The 15,890-nt window shown below is 69.7% G+C and carries 12 protein-coding genes and 1 riboswitch; of the genes, 5 read left to right on the top strand and 7 right to left on the bottom strand.

All coding sequences use genetic code 11. The features are described 5' to 3' along the window. Positions 1 to 58 precede the first annotated feature (58 nt). Positions 59 to 1,267 carry an O-succinylhomoserine sulfhydrylase gene (metZ, locus tag H1Q64_RS04225; protein ID WP_237904502.1) on the bottom strand — a complete coding sequence of 403 codons (1,209 nt, stop codon included), beginning with the start codon at positions 1,265 to 1,267 and terminating at the stop codon, positions 59 to 61. 76 nt (positions 1,268 to 1,343) lie between these two features. Further along, a riboswitch (SAM riboswitch) is annotated at positions 1,344 to 1,423 on the bottom strand. A gap of 126 nt (positions 1,424 to 1,549) precedes the next feature. Here metZ and H1Q64_RS04230 point away from each other — a divergent pair. Both H1Q64_RS04230 and H1Q64_RS04235 read left to right on the top strand, forming a co-directional pair. After that, positions 1,550 to 2,062, top strand: a complete 513-nt coding sequence (locus H1Q64_RS04230) for an STAS domain-containing protein (RefSeq protein ID WP_237904503.1) — start codon at positions 1,550 to 1,552, stop codon at positions 2,060 to 2,062. A gap of 76 nt (positions 2,063 to 2,138) precedes the next feature. Beyond that, positions 2,139 to 2,336 (top strand): hypothetical protein, encoded by a 198-nt coding sequence (locus H1Q64_RS04235; RefSeq protein ID WP_237904504.1) that lies wholly within the window; start codon positions 2,139 to 2,141, stop codon positions 2,334 to 2,336. Between the two features lie 79 nt (positions 2,337 to 2,415). Here H1Q64_RS04235 and mutS read toward each other — a convergent pair whose 3' ends face one another. Next, the gene (mutS, locus tag H1Q64_RS04240) at positions 2,416 to 5,058 is read right to left on the bottom strand and encodes a DNA mismatch repair protein MutS (protein ID WP_237904908.1); all 2,643 of its coding nucleotides are present in this window, start codon (positions 5,056 to 5,058) and stop codon (positions 2,416 to 2,418) included. A gap of 197 nt (positions 5,059 to 5,255) precedes the next feature. Here mutS and H1Q64_RS04245 point away from each other — a divergent pair, with 197 nt between their 5' ends. Beyond that, positions 5,256 to 5,792 (top strand): hypothetical protein, encoded by a 537-nt coding sequence (locus H1Q64_RS04245; RefSeq protein ID WP_237904505.1) that lies wholly within the window; start codon positions 5,256 to 5,258, stop codon positions 5,790 to 5,792. A 22-nt stretch (positions 5,793 to 5,814) separates the two neighbouring features. Here H1Q64_RS04245 and H1Q64_RS04250 read toward each other — a convergent pair whose 3' ends face one another. Next, the gene (locus H1Q64_RS04250) at positions 5,815 to 6,135 is read right to left on the bottom strand and encodes a hypothetical protein (protein WP_237904506.1); all 321 of its coding nucleotides are present in this window, start codon (positions 6,133 to 6,135) and stop codon (positions 5,815 to 5,817) included. Between the two features lie 252 nt (positions 6,136 to 6,387). On the opposite strand from H1Q64_RS04250, the gene H1Q64_RS04255 reads away from it, so the two are divergent. Further along, entirely contained in the window at positions 6,388 to 9,189 is a 2,802-nt protein-coding gene (locus H1Q64_RS04255) for a [protein-PII] uridylyltransferase (protein WP_237904507.1), read from the top strand. Between the two features lie 22 nt (positions 9,190 to 9,211). On the opposite strand, the gene H1Q64_RS04260 is transcribed toward H1Q64_RS04255, so the two are convergent. Continuing rightward, the gene (locus H1Q64_RS04260) at positions 9,212 to 9,790 is read right to left on the bottom strand and encodes a phosphatase PAP2 family protein (protein ID WP_237904508.1); all 579 of its coding nucleotides are present in this window, start codon (positions 9,788 to 9,790) and stop codon (positions 9,212 to 9,214) included. 543 nt (positions 9,791 to 10,333) lie between these two features. Here H1Q64_RS04260 and H1Q64_RS04265 point away from each other — a divergent pair. Then, positions 10,334 to 11,266: a replication protein RepA gene (locus H1Q64_RS04265; protein WP_014238998.1), complete on the top strand. Its 933-nt coding sequence runs from the start codon at positions 10,334 to 10,336 to the stop codon at positions 11,264 to 11,266. Positions 11,267 to 11,356: 90 nt separating this feature from the next. Here the strand turns inward: H1Q64_RS04265 and H1Q64_RS04270 are convergent, their stop codons facing one another. The 3 genes from H1Q64_RS04270 to H1Q64_RS04280 form a co-directional block, all read right to left on the bottom strand. After that, a complete protein-coding gene (locus tag H1Q64_RS04270) occupies positions 11,357 to 11,758 on the bottom strand; it encodes a hypothetical protein (protein ID WP_237904509.1) in 402 nt (133 codons plus the stop codon). A gap of 185 nt (positions 11,759 to 11,943) precedes the next feature. Continuing rightward, complete coding sequence (locus tag H1Q64_RS04275) at positions 11,944 to 13,056, bottom strand: ABC transporter substrate-binding protein (RefSeq protein ID WP_035670548.1); 1,113 nt, start codon at positions 13,054 to 13,056, stop codon at positions 11,944 to 11,946. A 182-nt stretch (positions 13,057 to 13,238) separates the two neighbouring features. Further along, entirely contained in the window at positions 13,239 to 15,752 is a 2,514-nt protein-coding gene (locus H1Q64_RS04280) for an ATP-binding protein (RefSeq protein WP_237904510.1), read from the bottom strand. Between the last annotated feature and the right edge of the window lie 138 nt (positions 15,753 to 15,890).

Consider the following 15,890-nt stretch of genomic DNA (forward strand, 5'->3'; position numbering starts at 1 on the left):
AAAAACCGTGACCCGGACGCCAACGCTGCACTGCAGCATTTGGTTCCGGGTCCAGTCTTTACAGGGAAGCGAGCGCTCGGTCGAGATCTTCAACGATGTCCTGGGCGTCCTCCAGCCCGACGGACAGGCGGAGCAGGTTCGGGCGGATGTTCGCCGCCGCCTTCTCCTCAACCGTCAGCTTGGAGTGGGTGGTGGTGTCGGGGTGGGTGATCAGGCTCTTGGAGTCGCCCAGGTTGTTGGAGATCATCACCATCCGCAGGTCGTTCAGGGCGCGGAAGGCCTCCTCCTTGCCGCCCTTCAGGAAGATCGACAGCATGGTGCCGCCGCCGGTCATCTGGCTGCGGACAAGATCGTGCTGCGGGTGGCTGGGCAGGCCCGGGTAGAGCACCCGCTCCACCTTCGCGTGGCCTTCCAGGAACTCCGCCACGGTCAGGGCCGCCGCGCTCTGCGCCGACACGCGCAGTTCCAGCGTCTCCAGCCCCTTCAGCAGCAGCCAGGCGTTGAAGGGCGAAATAGTCGGGCCGGTGTGGCGCAGGTAGGGATGGATCACGTCCGACCCGTACTGCTTGTCGTTGGTCAGGATGATGCCGCCCAGACAGCGGCCCTGGCCGTCGATGTGCTTGGTCGCCGAATAGATGACGACGTCGGCCCCCATCTCGAACGGGCGCTGCAGCACCGGCGTGGCGAAGGCGTTGTCCACCACCACCTTGGCCCCGGCCTTGTGGGCGAGAGCGCTGACGGCGCGCAGGTCGACGACCTCCAGCCCCGGGTTGCTGGGTGTCTCCAGGAAGACAACCTTGGTCGGCTTGGCCAGCGCCTCCTCCCACTGGGACAGGTCGGTGCCGTCGACGAAGACCGCCTCGACCCCGAAGCGGGCCGACAGTTCCTTGATCACCCAGTAGCAGGAGATGAACAGGGAGCGCGGCGCCACGATGCGGTCGCCGGTGCGCAGGTTCGACCACAGGGCGCCGTGCACCGCGGCCATGCCGCTGGTCGTGGCGTAGGCCCAGGCCGCCCCCTCATACTCGCACAGCCGGTCCTCGAACATCGCCGTGGTCGGGTTGCGGAAGCGGGAATAGACGTGGCGGGAGCCGTCGTTGACGAAGGCGCTCTCCGCCTCCTCCGCCGAGCCGTAGACGAAGCCGGAGGTCTGGTAGAGCGCCTCGCAGGTCTCGTCGAAGGACGAGCGGCGGACGCCGCCATGGACCAGACGGGAACGCGGGCGAAGCCCCGCAACGTTCGGATTGCGATGATCGGTGCGCGCCATGGCCGCTTTGTCTCCTCTGTCCGCCGGCGGGGCAGACCGGCAAAACAAAAAACGCCCCGACCGATCGGGTCGAGGCGCGGACGCGGCTCGGACCTTTTTAGCGGGTTGTTTTACGTGGCCCGCAAGCCGGTCGACCAAATCACCACGTGCCCTCGCTTGTAGGACCGCCGCGGCGCGCCGTCAAGGGACAAGGAAGCCGTGACAAAAAGAGGCCGCCTGCGTCAACATCGCGCAGGATCCGAGGGCGCCACCCGCTTGCCCGGCAACGGCCCGGACCGGATCATGGCCGCCGGACGTCGGAAAGGGGTGCGGGCCGTGCAGTATCGCAAGGAGCAGGAGCGGCACTTCGCCCGTCTGGTGCTCACCGGGCGCTTCACCAGCCAGGACGCCGGCCCGGTGCGGCAGGCCATCGCCGACGTGAAGGACGGGGCCGAGCGCCGCCACCTCCTCGACCTGACCGGGCTGGAGTTCATCGACAGCGCCGGCATCGGCCTGCTGCTGGTGATGAACGGCGAGGCCCTGTCGGCGGGCAAGGCGCTGTCCCTGCTCTGCGCCTCCGGGCAGGTGCGCAAGGTGGTGGAGCTGACCCGCATCGCCATGATCATCCCGGTGCACGAGACGGTGGCCGACTACATCGCCGCCAGCGTGCCCGAAGCCCTGCTGGCCGCCACCCATCCCTGCGCGCCGGGCGAGGACCCCATGGCCGTCGCCGCCCGCGCGCTGCACGCCAAGCCGCTCCTGCCACCCGCGAGCGCTCCACCGGACGCTTCCGATCGAGACAGCGCTTCGGGATAGGGCGCTCGCAGCGCGGGCACGGGCTTCCCATCTGAAGCATCGGACAGAGTCCGTTCCGCGTTGGGGGAGGCACCGAATGGTACATCTGCACAAGTCGCTGGAATCCGAAGCGTCGAAGGCCGCCGAGCGGGAGGGCCGTTCGCTCGACCAGTTCGTGAACGAGGCGGTGGAGGAGAAGCTGCGCCACGCGCAACGCCCCGCTACCCAACGCCATGTCACCCCTATCCGCGACCGCGGCGCCCCGATGGACGAGGACGCCGTGGAACGGGCGTGACCCCGACTGGCGGGATCAACGCCGGCGCATTTGACGTCTGACCCCTCTCCCGGGGCGGGAGAGGGGATATCGTTCCCGTTTAAGGGAGCAATCCCCGCAGACGGTACAACTCGTCGAGCGCCTGACGCGGCGTCAGGCTGTCCGGGTCGATGGACTTCAGCGCCTCCTCCACCCGCGACGGTTCCGACGGGGCGGCGGGGGACGCCGTAGGGGCCGGCGGCGGACGCTTCAGGGCGGCGCTGAACAGCGGCAGGTCCTCGGCCAGACGGTGGATGGCCGCGTTCTGGTCGCCCGATTCCAGGATGGTCAGCACCTCCTCGGCGCGGCCCACCACGGCGCCGGGCAGGCCGGCCAGCTTCGCCACATGGATGCCGTAGCTGCGGTCCGCCGCCCCGGCCGTCACCTCGTGCAGGAAGACGACGTCGCCTTGCCATTCCTTGATGCGCATGGTGTGGCAGGACAGGCCCGGCAGCTTGCCGGCCAGCATGGTCAGCTCGTGGTAATGGGTGGCGAACAGCGCGCGGCAGCGGTTGACGTCGTGCAGATGCTCCACGCAGGCCCAGGCGATCGACAGGCCGTCGAAGGTCGCCGTGCCGCGCCCGATCTCGTCCAGGATGACCAGCGCGCGGTCGCCGGACTGGTTCAGGATGGCCGCCGTCTCCACCATCTCCACCATGAAGGTCGAGCGGCCGCGCGCCAGATCGTCGGCGGCACCCACGCGGCTGTAGAGCCGGTCCACCACCCCGATGTGGGCGCTCTCCGCCGGCACGAAGCCGCCCATCTGGGCCAGCACGGCGATCAGCGCGTTCTGGCGCAGGAAGGTCGATTTGCCGGCCATGTTCGGGCCGGTCAGCAGCCACAGCCGGTTGTCCGGGGCGAGGTCGCAGTCGTTGGCGACGAAAGGCCCGGCGTTGCCGGCGTCGAGCACCGCCTCCACCACCGGGTGCCGTCCGCCCTTGATCGAAAAGGCGAGGCTGCCGTCCACCACCGGCCGGCGGTAGCGCCGCTCCGCCGCCAATTCGGCCAGCGCGGCGGCGACGTCCAGCGCGGCCAGCGCGTGGGCGGCCTGGGCGATGGCCTCGGCGCGGCTGGTCACCTCCTCCACGAGGTCGTTGAACAGCTCCAGCTCCACGGCCAGCGCCTTGTCGGCGGCCTCGGAGATGCGGCGTTCCAGGTCCGACAGCTCGACCGTGCCGAAGCGCACGGCGTTCGCCATGGTCTGGCGGTGCATGAAGACCTCGCGCCCCTTCTCGGACATCAGCTTGTCCGCGTGGGTCGCCGTCACCTCGATGTGATAGCCGAGCACGTTGTTGTGCTTGATCTTCAGCGCCGGCACCCCGGCGATGCCGGCGTATTTGACCTGAAGCCCGGCGATCAGCCGCCGGCTCTCGTCGCGCAGGGTCACCAACTCGTCGAGCGCGTAGGAATAGTCGCGCGCGATGAAGCCGCCGTCGCGGGCGAGCAGCGGCAGCTCCGGCGCCAGCGCCTGGGTCAATTGCTGGACCAGCTCGCTGTGCTCGCCCAGCCCCTTGGCCACGGCGCCCAGCCCGTCGGGCAGCGGGCCGCCGGGATGGCCGTTGAGCAGCAGGCGGATAGCCGAGGCCTGGGCCAGACCGTCGCGCACCGCGGCGAGGTCACGCGGGCCGCCGCGCCCCAGCGTCAGGCGGGACAGGGCGCGCTCCAGGTCCGGGCAGCGGCGCAGCGCCTCGCGCAGGTCGCCGCGCAGCCGCTCCTCGTTCAGCGCGAATTCGACCATGTCCAGCCGCTTGGCGATGGCCGCGGGGTTGGTCAGCGGCGCGGAGAGCTGGGCGGCCAGCAGACGCGCCCCCGCCCCGGTCACCGTGCGGTCGATGGTGGCGAGCAGGCTGCCGCGCCGGTCGCCGGTCAGGGTGCGTGTCAGCTCCAGGTTGCGGCGGGTCGCCGCGTCGATCTCCATGACCGCGCCGGGGCCGAGCCGGCGCGGCGACGACAGGCGCGGCACGCGGCCCTTCTGCGTCAGCTCCACGTAGGCGACCAGCGCGCCGGCCGCCGCCACCTCGGCGCGGGAGAACTGGCCGTAGGCGTCCAGCGTGCCGACGCCGTAGAGGGTGAGCAGCCGCTGCCGCCCGTTCTCGCTGTCGAAGCGCGGGGTCGGCTGCACGGTCAGGCGGGACTTCCATTCACCCCACAGCTCGTAGAGGTCGGGGCTCTGGCACAGCTTCTCGGAGACCAGCACCTCCTGCGGGTCGAGGCGGCCGAGCGCGGCGCCCAGTCCGGCGCGCTCCACCGGCTGCACGACCAGCTCTCCGGTGGACAGCTCCAGCCAGGCCAGCCCGAGGCCGCCCGCCGCTTCCGCCACCGCGGCCAGCCAGTTGGAGGCGCGGGAGTCGAGCAGGCTGTCCTCGGTCAGCGTGCCGGGGGTGACGATGCGGATGACGCCGCGCTTCACCACCGACTTGGAACCGCGCTTCTTGGCCTCCGCCGGGTCCTCCATCTGTTCGCAGATGGCGACGCGGAAGCCCTGGCGGATCAGGCGCTGAAGATAGGATTCATGGCTGTGGACCGGGACGCCGCACATCGGGATGTCCTCGCCCAGATGCTGGCCGCGCTTGGTCAGCGCGATGTCCAGCGTCCGGGCGGCGTTCACCGCGTCCTCGAAGAACATCTCGTAGAAATCGCCCATCCGGTAGAACAGCAGACAGTCGGGATGGGCCTGCTTGATCTCCAGGTACTGCGCCATCATCGGGGTGGCGTCGGGAGGAATGATGGCGGCGGGCGAAATGGCGGCGGGCGCGTCGGACACGGGTCTTCAACCGGTTGCGTTGTGACGGGCAAGGTCGGGCCGGCACCCTAGCACGCCCGCGCTGGTGCCGCGATGACCGCTTCGTTAGACTGTTCGATGCCCGTAGAACGAGCAAGCCGAAGCTGAAGGAGACCGCCGTGACGCAAGCGCCCGACAACACTGATGGCCGGACCACGAACGGCCAGGACACCGTCCGGGAGGTGCGCGAGGTCGTCGCCCTGTTCAAGACCCGCGAGGCGTTCGACAAGGCCGTGGCCGCCCTTCTGGACGCCGGCTTCGACCGCGACGACCTGTCGGTGCTGGCCAGCCACACCTCGCTGGAGGCCGCCGACCGGCGCCCGCCGGCCCCGTCGGACGAGGCCCTGACAGGGCTGGTGGGCGAGCTGAAATACGCCTTCCCCCTGACCACCGCCGGGCTTCTCGCCATCGTCGGCGGCCCGATCGCCGCGCCGCTGGCGGCCATCGTCGCCGCCGGCCTGGGCGGCGTCGCCATCAAGGATTACCTGGACGAGCTGACCAGCCACCCCGACACCGACGAGTTCAGCCGCGCGCTGGAGGCCGGCGGCGTCATCCTGTGGGTGCGCACCGCCGAGGTGGAGGACGAGGTGGAGGCCGCCGAGATCCTCGAAGGCAACGGCGGCGCCAACATCCACCTGTCGGTGCGCGAGGAGTAGGCAGGGAAGGAAACGCCGTCCGTCAGGCGGCGCAGGCGCGCCTCTCGCCTCCGCCGCCGACCACGGTCAGCCCGCGCAGGCGGAACTGCGCCCGCACCACCGCGGCCCAGCCCTTACGGATCTGGGCGATCTTGATGGCGTCGGAGGCCTTGGCGTCGGTGGCGGTGCCGCAGATCTCGAACAAAAGCGCGTCGCCGATGGAGCCGGGGCACAGCGCCAGGGCGTGCACCAGCCAGGCCATCAGCTCGGCCGGGGTGTGACGCGGCAGACCGCGCTCCGCCAGGGTCAGGGCGTTCCCGAGGTTCGCCAGCTCCCGCCGTGCCGTTCCGGGGTTCGGGATCATCAATGGCCTCCCTCGCGCGTGTCTCACGGACGACTCCTTACCTCTTTGGAATGGAGCGCGTCAGTGACGGCCATCACAGCACGGCCGTTCCAGCACAGCCGTCACAGCAGCGCTCCCAGTTGGATCATGCAGGAAACAGACGGCAGCCTCTTTTGGTGTGCCGCGTGCGAATTATCCTCTTTCCCGTTATAGTCGGGACGCCGCACGGTTCGTCGCACCCCTAGCATCCCTGGGAAGGCTCACGTTTTGTCGATGCTCTCCACCCGCGCCGCCTCCGCCGACGCGTCCGACGCCAAGGACGCCGGCACCGCCAACATCCCCAACAAGCGCGCGATCCTGTCCCGGCGCAAGCTGGCGGAGGATCTGGAGAAGCTGGTGGCGGAGCATGGGACCGGCGACAAGCTGCGCCCCGCCCTGATCGCCCGACTGCGCGGCGCGCTGAACGACGGGCGGGCGGAGGTGCGCGCCCGCTTCGAGGCCAAGGGATCGGGTGAGGACTGCGTGCGGCAGAACTGCTACCTCGCCGACGGGGTGGTGCGTTCGCTGGCCGACCTCACGGTCACCCACATCTTCCCCTCGCCCAACCCGACCTCCGGCGAGGTGTTCGACATCGTCGCCACCGGCGGCTATGGCCGGGGCGAGCTGGCCCCCTTCTCCGACATCGACCTGCTGTTCCTGCTGCCCTACAAGCGCACCCCGCGGGTGGAGCAGGTGGTGGAGTACATGCTCTACATCCTGTGGGACCTCGGGCTGAAGGTCGGTCACGCCGTGCGCAGCGTCGACGACTGCATCCGCCAGTCCAAGGCCGACGTGACCATCCGCACCGCCATCCTGGAATCCCGCTACCTCTGGGGCCCGCGCAAGCTGTTCACCGAGCTGCGCCGCCGCTTCGACCGCGAGGTGGTGGCCGGCACCGGGCCGGAATTCGTCGAGGCCAAGCTGGCCGAGCGCGACAACCGCCACCTGAAGCTGGGCGACAGCCGCTACGTGCTGGAACCCAACCTGAAGGACGGCAAGGGCGGCCTGCGCGACCTGCAGACGCTGTTCTGGATCGCCAAGTACCTCTACCGCGTGGAGGACGTCGACGATCTGGTCGGCAAGAAGGTGCTGCTGCCGGAGGAGGCGCAGCGCTTCGCCAAGGCGCAGAACTTCCTGTGGACCGCGCGCTGCCATCTGCATTACCTGACCGGTCGCATGGAGGACCGGATGACCTTCGACGTCCAGACGTCGATCGGCAACCGCATGGGCTACACCGACCACGCCGGGACCAAGGGCGTGGAGCGCTTCATGAAGCATTACTTCCTGGTCGCCAAGGACGTGGGCGACCTGACCCGCATCTTCTGCGCGGCGCTGGAGGCGGAATCGAAGCGCCCGCCCAAGTTCAACATCCTGCGGCTGGCCGCACTCGCCCGCCGCAAGGACGTGGACGGCTTCGTGGTGGACGGCGAGCGGCTGAACGTCCGCAACGACCGCCAGTTCAAGGACGAGCCGCTGGACATGATCCGGCTGTTCCACACCGCCCAGCAGAATGACATCGACATCCACCCCAACGCGCTGCGCGCCATCACGCGCTCGCTGTCGGTGGTGGGGCCGAAGCTGCGCGCCGACCTGGAGGCCAACCGGCTGTTCCTGGAGATCCTGACCGGCCGCAAGGACCCGGAGATCACGCTGCGCCGCATGAACGAGGCCGGGGTGCTGGCCCGCTTCATCCCCGACTTCGGCCGGGTGGTCGCGCAGATGCAGTACGACATGTACCACGTCTACACGGTGGACGAGCACACGCTGTTCGCTCTCGGCATCCTGCACAAGATCGAGATGGGCGAGCTGACCGACGAGCTGCCGCTGTCGTCGGAGGTGATCCACAAGGTGGTGTCGCGACGCGCGCTCTACGTCGCCGTGCTGCTGCACGACATCGCCAAGGGCCGCGGCGGCGACCATTCCGTCCTCGGCGCGCGGGTGGCGGAGAAGCTGTGCCCGCGGCTCGGCCTGACGGCGGAGGAGACGGAGACGGTGGCCTGGCTGGTGCGCTGGCACCTCGCCATGTCCTACACCGCCTTCAAGCGCGACCTGGAGGACGACAAGACGGTGCGCGACTTCGTCTCGCTCGTCCAGTCGCCGGAGCGGCTGCGCCTGCTGCTGGTTCTGACCGTGGCGGACATCCGGGCGGTCGGGCCGCAGCGCTGGAACAACTGGAAGGCCACGCTGCTGCGCGAGCTGTACAACCGCTCGGAGGAGGTGATGTCCGGCGGCCTGTCGGTCGAAGGGCGCGGGCGCCGCATTCAGGCCGCCCAGGCGGCGCTGCGGGCCGAGCTGTCCGACTTCGACGATGCCGATTTCGAACGGCATCTCGCGCTCGGCTACCCGGCCTACTGGCTGGCCTTCGACGCGGAGACGCTGGGCCGGCAGGCGCGGCTGGTCCGGGAGGCGCTGCGCGACGAACGGCCGCTGACCGTCAACACGCGCATCGACCGCGGCCGGGCGATCACCGAGGTGACGATCTTCGCCACCGACCACCACGGCCTGTTCTCCCGCCTCGCCGGGGCGCTGGCGGCGGCGGGGGCGGACATCGTCGACGCCCGCATCTTCACGATGACCAACGGCATGGCGCTGGACGTCTTCACCGTGCAGGACGCGGCGGGCGGCGGCGCCTTCGAGAGCGGCGACAAGCTCGCCAAGCTGTCGGTGATGATCGAGAAGGTGCTGTCCGGCCAGTTGAAGCCGCTGCACGACCTGACCAAGCGCAAGGCCCCGCACGCCAGCCGCACCCGCGTCTTCCACGTGCCGCCGCGCGTGCTGATCGACAACAACGCCTCCACCACCCACACGGTGATCGAGGTCAACGGGCGCGACCGCCCCGGCCTGCTCTACGACCTGACCCGCGCGCTGACCAACCTGACCCTGCAGATCTCGTCGGCGAAGATCTCGACCTACGGGGAGAAGGCCATCGACGTCTTCTATGTGAAGGACGTCTTCGGCCTGAAGGTCACCCACGAGAGCAAGCTGGCCCAGATCCGCGAGCGGCTGCTGCACGCGCTCGCCGATCCGGCGGGGTGAGGACGGGGGTGACGCCCGTTCCTCAGGACAGTTGGTCCTCCACCCAGCCGTCGATCACTTCGGCGGCCAGACCGGCCAGCACGCCCGTCGCCATGCCGGCGGCGTAGTCGGACGCCCAGTGCCGTTCGGTGGCGAGGCTCGACCAGCCCACCGCCGCGGCGAAGCCCAGGCTGACCATGGTCGCCGAGGACAGGCCGCGGTTCAGCCCGACCGCCGTGGTCAGCGCTGACATGTTGATGGCGTGGCCGGAGGGGAAGGAGGCGTGCTTGCCGTCGGCCTTGCCCCAGCGGCTGGGGTCGCGGCCCTCGTTCGGGCGGGCGCGGCAGACGACGCGCTTGATCCCCTTGCCGGCCACCGTCCCCAGCGCGATGGCGAGCAACCCCTGTCGGGCGAGGCGCGACCAGCCCGGCTTATTCATGCCCAGCCCGGCGGCCCACAGCGCCCCCAGCGCCGGCATCAGCACCATGCGGGAGCTGGGCACCTGGAGCCCGTCGCGCAGAGCCGGCACCTCCGCGCCCAGGGCGACGGCCTTGCGGCGGGCGGTTCCGTCCAGCACGTTCACGCCGTCCAGAACGCGGTCCGTGAAACCCTCGTCGCTCATCTCGCGGATCTCCCAAAGCACGCCCCCAATCACCGCGGAGGCCAAGCGTAAACAGCCGCGCTGGCGTTTCGTGCCCGCATGGCCCCGCAAGGCAGAAGTGCCCGGCGCGGAGGGGCGCCGCCTTGGCAATCGCCGACCATGCCGCTTCCCCTCACCCGCCGAGGAGAGGGAGGAGTCGGCGATTGCCAAACCGGCCCACCGTGGCGCCTTGGCAATCGCCGACCGCCGGCCCAGACATCGGCCAGACATCGCCAAGATCACCCATGAAATCCCGAGTCGCGACTCGCCCGCTCCACTCCGCCTTGGCAATCGCCGACCAATGCCCGAGTCGTCCCGAGTCACCGATGATTCCCACACGGTCCCTTGGCGAACGCCGACGAGTCTTCTGGCAATCGCCGACGCACCCCCGAGTCGTCCCCAGGCAATCGCCGACCTAGCAAATAGACTCCAGCAATTAGGTCTCAATTAGCCTCGTCGGCGATCGCCAAATGGACTCTCCGGGCGGTGCATGATCGACTGCAGGCAGAATGGACGGGGGGACCTATGGGCGACGTGCACCAACTCATCATGACGCATGGCCGGCGCGAGGCACGGAACCTCGTGGACCCGAAGCGGGCCAGCGTCGTCGATGTCGCGGCGGCGGTGCTGGAGGACGAGTCCAACGCGCTGGGCATCACCTACTCCGGCTTCTGCCTGACCAGCCTGCCCCACCGGAAGCTGGCGCCGGACGCCGAATGGCGCCGCGACCAGGGCCGCGTCACCCTGCTGGTGGAACCGGGCAAGGAGCGCAAGCGAGACGGCAGCCTGATGCCGGTCGGCGTCCCCTACGGCGCCAAGGCGCGGCTGATCCTGCTCTATCTCCAGACCCGCGCCATCCAGGACAACAGCCGCGAGATCGAGCTGGGCCGCTCGATGAACGACTGGCTCGACCGCATGGGCGTCTCGGCCGGCGGGTCCACCTACAAGGCGGTGCAGGAGCAGGCGACCCGCATCAACCTGTGCCGCCTGACCTTCTTCTGGGACAAGGATGGGGCCGAGGGCTTCGCCAAGGAGAACATCGTCAACGGCGGCATCCGCCTGCGCGACGACGACGGCCAGGGCACCCTGTGGCGCGAGACGGTGCAACTGTCGGAAACCTTCTTCGCCGCGCTGAAGCGCTCCCCTGTCCCGATCTGGGAGCCGGCGATCCGCCACATCGGCGGCTGCTCGATGGCGATCGACGTCTATGTCTGGCTGGCCTACCGGCTGCATGTGCTGCGCGACCCGATTCCGGTGACCTGGAAGGCGCTCTTCACCCAGTTCGGCGGCGGCTACAAGGAGCTGAAGCACTTCAAGCCGGAGTTCCGCGTGGCGCTTGATCTGGCGCTGGCCGTCTACGAGGCGGCGCGGGTGGAGTTCTCCGACACCGGCGTCCTGCTCTACCCCTCGCCCCCGCCGATTCCGGAGCGCAAGATCCTCCCCGCCGCGCGCGGGTGAGTCGGCGGCAGGCAAGTCGGCGATTGCCAACCCACCCGGCTCCGGAATCGGAGTCGGCGATTGCCAGAGTCCCAGCGGCCGAGGCGACGCCTACCCCGCCTTGAAGGCCTGCACGTTGACGCCTTCCCGCGTGTAGACCTGCATCGGGCGGCAGCTCTCGTCCATCTTGACGATGAGGACGCCGGCCTTGTCGCGCGGATAGAGCCACATCTCGTACTGCGACACCCGCGCGCTCGGCCCGGTGCGCGCTTCGCTGTAGATCGCGGCCCGGAACTGCCCGACCGGAATCCCCTCCCCGGCCAGAACGGAGGCGACGGGACGGTTGCAGGGTCCCTTCACCATGCCATCCAACGCCGCCACCGCTCCAGGCGCGGGCTCCGCGGTGCGCGGCGGCCCCAGCGAGGCGCAGGCGCCGAGGCCGAGAAGGCCGGCGCACAGGATTATCCCGGCGGTCCTGCGATTGCGCGAACGGCGTCCGGCGTGGCGATGCATCGCGGTCTCCCTGCCCAATGGCGGTGTTCGGTTACCTCTGCGCAAACACGGCAGCGGGGAAAAAGGTTCGTGCCGGCCCTTGGCAATCGCCGACCATCGAGAATCAGGCGGGCCGAGAATCGGACGGGCAGAAAAAAGGCGGGGCACCGTGGCCCCGCCTTCCTTTCCGAATCGGCCGGATGGACTCAGTCCACCTGGACCTTCTCGCCGTTCTTCCAGGCCCAGAACACATAGCCCGGCTGCTTCAGGTCGCCCTTGTCGTCGAAGGACAGCGACCCGACCACCGTGTCGAAGGACGGGCCGGCGCGCAGCGCCTTCGCCACGGCGTCGGACTTGGCGCTGTTGGCCTTCTGCACGGCCTCGGCGTAGGTCTGCACCGCGGCGTAGGCGAACAGGGTGAAGCCGTCGGTGCGGATGTTCTTGGCCTGCAGGGCCTCGACCACCGGCTTGGCGGCGGGGTTGCGCTGCGGGTCGGGAGAGAAGGTGAACAGCGTGCCTTCCGCCGTATCGCCGGCGATGTTCCAGTAGGACTGCGGCTGGATGCCGTCGGCGCCGATGATCTGCGGGCGGAACTGCTGGTCCGCCGCCTGACGGGCGATCAGACCCAGCTCCTGATCGTAGCCGCCGTAATAGAGCACGTCCACGCCGTCCGACTTCAGCCGGGTGATGAGTGCGGAATAGTCCTTCTCGCCGGCGGTGATGCTGGTGAAGGCGGCCTCGGTGATGCCGGCGGCGTTCAGGCGGCGCTTCACGTCGTCGGCGAGGCCCTGGCCGTAGGCCTGCTTGTCGTGGACGATGGCGACCTTCTTGCCCTTGTAGCGGTCGGCGATCAGCTTGGCCGCCACCTCGCCCTGCTGGTCGTCGCGGCCGCAGACGCGGAAGACGTTCTTCAGGCCGCGGTCGGTGAGCTGCGGGCTGGTCGCGGTGGGGGAGATCATCACGATCCCCTCCTCGCCGTAGACGTTGGAGGCGGCGATGGAGGCACCGGAGCAGACATGGCCGATCACCGCGGCGACGTTCTGGCTCACCAGCTTGTTGGCGGCGGCCACCGCCTGCTTGGCGTCGCAGGCGTCGTCGGCGATGGTCAGGACCAGCTTCTGCCCGAGCAGCCCGCCCTTGGCGTTGATGTCGGCCACGGCGGCCTCGACGCCGGCACGGGTCTGCTCGCCATAGGCGGCGGCGGCGCCGGTCATCGGACCGGCCAGCGCGATGGTGATGTCGGCCTGGGCGGCCCCGGCCCACAGGCCGGCCCCCAGGGCGACGGCGGCGGCGGTCACAGCCAGCTTCGCACGGATCATGGGTGGATTCCTCTCTCCGGGAACAGGTTCTTTTTGTCGAACGCTTTCGGGTCGGAGACCGCGGACGCTGCCTCCGAAACAGGCAAACAAGCAAAGGGACGGGTTCGACGCAATGGGCAAACAGGCACGGGCTGCCGCACGCCCGGCGCATGACACGGCCTTTAGAATGGCGAAGGGTTGGTTCAGTCGACCAATTCGCGCGACGCCGCGCCGGACGGCGTGGCTAGCGCCGGCGGGGCCAGCGCGGCCGGGGCCAGGGCCAGTGCGATGGCCCGACGCAGATCGTCGGCCAGGACGGGCTTGTGCAGGATGCTGAACTTGCCGGCCTCGGCCTCCGCCAGACGCTCCGGGGCGGTGTCGCCGGTTACCAGGATGCCAGGGATCGGGCGCTTCGACCGCCGCCGCACCTCACGGATGGTTTCTGTGCCGGTGTGCCCCTCGCCCAGCCGGTAATCGGCGACGATCACGTCCGGATCGGGGTGACGGCGCAAAGCCTCCACCGCCTCGCCGAAGCTGGCGGCGGGAAACACCTCGTGCCCCCATTGCCGGATCATCGCGCACAGCCCCTCGCGCACGATGGGGTCGTCCTCGACCACCAGCACGCGGGCGCCGGCCCGCATGCGGGCGGTCACGGGGAAGTCCTCCGGCAGCGTCTCGGCCGGGACGGGGGGATCGGCGAGCGGCACCTCCACCCGGAAGACCGACCCCCGCCCCGGTTCGGAGCGCAGGCTGATCGGGTGGTTCAGCATGCCGGTCAGCCGGCGCACCACGGCGAGCCCCAGCCCCAGCCCCTGGTCGCGGTCGCGGCTGGCGTTCCCGACCTGAACGAACTCCTGGAAGATGTCCTCCTGCCGGTCGGTGGGGATGCCGATGCCGGTGTCCCACACCTCGATCCGCAGCACCGCGCCGCGCCGCCGGCAACCGACCAGGATGCGCCCGCGGTTGGTGTAGCGCAGCGCGTTCTCGACAAGGTTCTGCAGGATGCGGCCGAGCAGCATCGGGTCGCTGTCCACATGGGCGCCGCAGGGCATGATGTGCAGCAGCAGCCCCTTGCGCACCGCCACCGGACGGCTGTTGGCGGTGATGCGGTCCAGCAGGTCGGTCACCGGGAAGACCGTGCGCTTCGGCTCGACCGCCCCGGCCTCCAGCCGCGACACGTCGAGCAGCCCGTCGAGCAGCATCTTCAGGGCGCCCAGCGCGCGGTCCATGGTGGTCAGGATCTTGCGCATGGCGGGGTCTGTGGCGCGGGTGGACAGCGCCTCCATCAGCAGCATCAGCGACTGCACGGGCTGGCGCAGGTCGTGGCTGGCCGCCGCCAGGAACTTCGACTTGCCGATGTTGGCGCGGTCGGCCTCCCGCCGCGCCTCGGCCAGCGCGGCCTGGGCGGTCTTGTGCTCGGTGATGTCACGGACGGTGGCGATCACGCTGACCAGCCTCCCCCCGGCGCCGCGCACTGGCGAGGCGCGCAGCTCCAGCCAGACCTCCGGTGCACCGGGACCCGCGGCACCGCCGGGACGCAGGAACTCCGCGCTCATGTCCCCGGCGTCCTCGGCGCCGTCGCACAGCGGGCCCAGCCCCGCCTCGTCCCCCATCAGCCCGGCCAGCACCTCCCGCGCGGCGCGCCCGTCGGCGGCGCCGGGGCCGATCCCCATCAGCCGGGAAAAGGCGGGGTTGGTGTAGACCACCGGCACGCCCGGCCGGGTGGCGTCGGCGATCAGGATGCCGTCGCCGCTCCATTCCATCGCACGGTTGCGGATGCGCAGCGCCCGGTCGCCGTGGCGCCGCCGCTGAAGCTCCACCAGGAAGGCGGTGGTGAACAGCAGGATCACCGCGGTGGCGGCGGCGGCCCAGATGATGGAATAGAAGCGGTTCTGCCGCCACGCGCCGAACACCGTCTCCACCGACTCGCCGACCACCGTCATCAGCGGGTAGTCGGCGGAGGCGCGGAAGGCGTAGATGCGCTCGACCCCGTCCACCGGGCTGACGACGCGATGGTGCCGGACCGTTCCGCTGCCGGCCTCCGGCCACAGACCGGAGCCCCGGAAGCTGCGCCCGAACACCTGATCCTGAAGGGCTTGGCGGGCCAGCAGGGGGCCGTCCGCGCGGGCAATGGCGACCGAGCTGTCGCGCGGCAGGTCCAACCGGCCATAGAAGCGGGAGAAGATCTCCGCCGGGACGTCCACCACGGCGACGCCGCGAAACGCCCCGTCCGGCCCCTCCAGCCGGCGCGACACCGGGATGAACACGTCCGACGTGCCCGGGCTGACGAAGGGCAGCCCGATGACGAAGCCCTTCTGATTCCCCTTCCGGTGGGCGTTCGACTTGTGCCGGGCGAACTCCTCCCACTCCAGCACTGGATTGCGGGTGGTGGTCCGCCCCAAGCCCATGGACAGCCAGCTGTTCGCGTCGTAAATCCGGATGGAGGCGGCCAAGCCTTCCTCGAACGACCGCCGGGTGGGAATCAGGAGCGGAATGTCCTTTTCGACATGGGAGGCGACGTCGATCAGAAGATCGTCCAGCCGGCGGAAGGTGGCGATGGCCTGTTCCTCGACCAGCTGCGCCATCGCCGCCGTGTGCTGGCGGGTCGTCTGGTCGAGGAAGCGTTCCTCGCGGTCGATGCGGGTCAGCAGCGTCCACCACAGCGCCGCGATGGCGACGGCGACCGCAACGGCGGGAAGAACGAGACGAGCCTCCATCCCCCGCGGAAAAGCGATCCTTCGTCGCACTGCCGACCTCAAACACTGCCTAATGGTCATTATGCGCCAGCCGACTTCCCCCTTCAATGGACAAACCGGCGACCAATGATACAGGAAATAGAGAGCAATCAAACTTTT

The organism is Azospirillum brasilense, from assembly GCF_022023855.1.
Taxonomy (GTDB): domain Bacteria; phylum Pseudomonadota; class Alphaproteobacteria; order Azospirillales; family Azospirillaceae; genus Azospirillum; species Azospirillum brasilense_F.